This is a genomic window from Elstera litoralis (assembly GCF_000963705.1).
GTDB lineage: Bacteria > Pseudomonadota > Alphaproteobacteria > Elsterales > Elsteraceae > Elstera > Elstera litoralis.
The window spans coordinates 1-3,378 of sequence record NZ_LAJY01000568.1 but is presented as its reverse complement, the minus strand read 5'-3'; the positions used below and the strand labels follow the sequence as shown (position 1 = coordinate 3,378).

4 protein-coding genes and 1 pseudogene are annotated in these 3,378 nt (G+C 63.1%); all 5 read right to left on the bottom strand.

All coding sequences use genetic code 11. The features are described from left to right. Window positions 1-478, bottom strand: a pseudogene (locus VZ95_RS17545) (UDP-2,3-diacylglucosamine diphosphatase LpxI); the annotation flags it as partial. Window positions 479-483: 5 nt separating this feature from the next. Continuing rightward, entirely contained in the window at window positions 484-1,272 is a 789-nt protein-coding gene (lpxA, locus tag VZ95_RS17540) for an acyl-ACP--UDP-N-acetylglucosamine O-acyltransferase (RefSeq protein ID WP_045777010.1), read from the bottom strand. Then, window positions 1,269-1,766, bottom strand: coding sequence for a 3-hydroxyacyl-ACP dehydratase FabZ (fabZ, locus tag VZ95_RS17535; RefSeq protein WP_045777009.1), 498 nt, complete (start codon window positions 1,764-1,766; stop codon window positions 1,269-1,271). The genes lpxA and fabZ overlap by 4 nt, the downstream gene beginning before the upstream one ends. Beyond that, window positions 1,759-2,796, bottom strand: a complete 1,038-nt coding sequence (gene lpxD / locus VZ95_RS17530) for a UDP-3-O-(3-hydroxymyristoyl)glucosamine N-acyltransferase (protein WP_045777008.1) — start codon at window positions 2,794-2,796, stop codon at window positions 1,759-1,761. Before lpxD ends, fabZ begins: the two co-directional genes overlap by 8 nt. Window positions 2,797-2,898: 102 nt before the next feature. Continuing rightward, window positions 2,899-3,378 (bottom strand): OmpH family outer membrane protein (locus VZ95_RS17525; protein WP_045777007.1); only part of this gene is annotated, 480 nt, incomplete at its 5' end.

Below are 3,378 nucleotides of genomic sequence, written 5' to 3'. Positions count from 1 at the left end.
GCAATATCGGCTTCGGCCCGCGCATCGGCTTGTGCTGCCCGAGCGGTCCGGCCTCCGGCGCGCTGCCGCCCAGCGCCAACACATCGGGAACCGACCGCAGTACAAACCCTTCGCGCTCGAACTCTTCAGCGATGGCGCGCAGCAAACCATCATCGCCGAATGCCTTCAGGCCAATGCGGGCGATAAAGGCCGCGCCGCGCACGTCCGGCGCGACCGATAGCAGGGAGGGACGCTTAACTTTCCCCGCGAAAACAACATCTTGAACCCCGGCGGTGCGTAACGATTCGAAAATCGCGCCCGCCGCCCCCATCCGGTGCCGGGCGTGCGGCACGCCCTCGGTAATATCGGCATCGGCCTGGCCATCCAACGCCAGAACGAAGAAATTCTGCCCGCGCGCCCGGCAGGCGGCGATAATCTCGCGCGGTAAATCACCGCCCCCGGCGACGATCCCTAGGGTTCTCTGCGCGGGGTCGGTCATATCCGTCAGCGCGGCTGGCAGATGGCGCGGTTGCTGTCGGTGCGGATAAACTCGACGATATCCATAATCGCGCGGTTATCCTTCATCAACCCGCTGACATCCTCGATGCGCTCGGCCATCGTGCCTTCGGCGGCGAACAGCAGGCGATAGGCGGCGCGCAGGGCGTGGACTTCCTCGCGCTCGAAGCCGCGCCGCTTGAGGCCGATGATATTGAGGCCCGACAGCCGCGCGCGATCCCCCATCACCATGCCGTAGGGAATCACATCGCCCTCGACGCCCGACATGCCGCCGACCATCGAATGCTTGCCGATGCGAACATATTGATGCACGGCGGAGAGGCCGCCGATATTGACGTAATCGCCGATCTCCACATGCCCGCCGAGCGTCGCCTGATTGGCCATCACCACATTATTGCCCACTCGGCAATCATGGGCGATATGAACGCCGACCATGAACAGGCCATTGTCGCCGACGCGGGTTTCGCCGCTGCCGAACGGCGTGCCGGGGTGCATGGTGACGTGCTCGCGAATGGTGCAGTTCGCCCCGATAATCAGGTGAACCTCTTCGCCCTTGTAGCGCGCGTGCTGCGGCGGCATGCCGATCGTGGCGAAGGGGTAGAGCGTGCTGCCCGCGCCGATCTGCGTATAGCCGCCGACGACGACATGGCTCAGCAAGGTCACCCCATCGCCCAGCACCACATTCGGCCCGATGTGGCAGAAGGGGCCGATGGCGACATTGGCCCCCAGTTGGGCACCGTCTTCGATAATCGCGGTGGGGTGCACGGAAAGGGTCATTTTTCGTCCAAAATCATAGCGGCGAAGGTTGCTTCGGCGACCAGCGTGCCATTCACCTTGGCGGCACCGGAGAATTTCCACACGGTCTTGCGTTGGGCCAGCTTGGTAACATGGATATGCACCTGATCGCCCGGCGTGACCGGCTTCCGGAAGCGGGCTTCATCGATGGTCATGAAATAAACCAGCTTGCCTTCGGCGTCCGGCCCGAGGGTTTGCACCACCAGCACTGCCGCCGTCTGCGCCATCGCTTCGATAATCAGCACCCCCGGCATCACCGGACGCGACGGGAAATGCCCCATGAAGAACGGCTCGTTGATCGAGACATTCTTGACGCCCGTGCAGGATTCGTTCGGGATGACATCAATCACGCGGTCGATCATCAGCATCGGGTAACGATGCGGGATCATTTGCATAATGCGGGAAACATCGATCACGGGAATGGTTTCCGGCGTTGGGCCGGTTTCGGTTCCTTCCACGGTGATGGTATCACTCATTCGCTTGTTCCTTTTTTTCTGCCCGACCTTTTAACAGAAAAGCCGATTGGCGGTGCCATTCGCGGATAGGCACCGCCGGAAACCCTCCAAGGCTGGAGCCAGCCGGCGCATCCCGAAACAATCCCGTCCGCGACGCGATCCGAGTTCCCCGGCCAACGCGGATATGGTCGGCAATGCCCACCTGTCCCCCCAGCACGACATAATCTTCCAGCACGGTACTGCCGGAGATACCAACTTGGGCCGTGATAATACAGCCCTTACCGATTTGCACATTATGCGCGATATGAACGAGATTATCGATCATCGTCCCCTGCCCGATGACGGTGCGGGTTAGGGTTGCGCGGTCGATGCAGGCATTCGCACCGATTTCCACATCGTCGCCGATCTCGACAAGGCCGAGCTGCGGCACTTTGACCACACCCGTTGGGGTGGTGACGAACCCGAAGCCCGGCTCGCCGATCCGCGCGCCCGCCAGCATTTTCACCCGGTCCCCGACCTGGCAATAATGCAGCGACACGAGTACGCCGATATCGCAGTCGGCCCCAACCTGGACGCCGTCGCCGATCACCGTCCCGGCCCGAATAATCGTGCGCGCGCCGATCTTAACCCCGTGCCCGATGGATACCTGGGCGGCAATCACCGCGCTCGGGTCGATCTCGGCACTGGGGGCGACCGCCGCTGACGGGGCGATGCTCGGCGGCGGCAGGGGTTCGGGGAAAAACTGCCGGGCCATACGGGCGAACGCCACCGTTGGCGCGGGGGCAATCAGCAGGGCTGCGTCGGTTTGGGCGACTGCCGCCACCTCCGCCGTCACCAGAATCGCCGACGCAGCGGGCCACGCCGGAAGCGCGTCCAAATAGCGGCGGTGATCGCAGAAGGTCAGCGCCCCCGGCTCCGGGGCCTGGAGGGGGGCGACCGTGTGGACCCGCGTTTCGGCGTGGCGCGCGTCCCTAAGCTGCGCGCCCGCACGGTCCGCTAACAGCTTGAGCGCAAGCGGGCCGCTCGACGTGAAAAAACGCGGATCCGGCATCGCTTAAAACGCGCTAATTGCTTTTCGCCGCCGCCGGGGCGCTCGCGGGCGTTGCCGGTTGCGGCGGCGGCAGCTTGAGCGTTACGCGCGGCAGTTTGGCGTTCAGACGCTGGAGGGCATCCGCCGTAATATCAAGCTCGGTTGCAAATAGAACCGTAGCATTGCGGTACAGAACAACATTGATGCCGCGCTCAACCGCAATCTGCTGAAGAATTTCCGCCAGGGCGGCTTCAATCGGCTGAGCACTCTGGCTTCACCATCGGCCAATTGACGGCGGCGAACATTGATCTGCCGCTGGAACTCGCCGAGTTGCGTATCGAACTGCTTACGTTTTTCCGTCACTTGCTCCGGCGTCAACGATGGGCCTTGCTTGCGGAAATCCTCTTCCAGCTTGCGCAGATCGTCGTTCTTTTTCTTCAGGTCGGCGTCCCAGGCTTTCGATTGGCTTTCGATCTGTGCGCGCAGCGACTTATAGGCCGCACCATCGCGGGAAATGATGCCCATATCGATCACACCCGCAACGGCGGCCGGAAGCTTCGCCCCTGCGGCGGCCGCGCGCGGGGTTGCAGGCGCCGCGGAGGG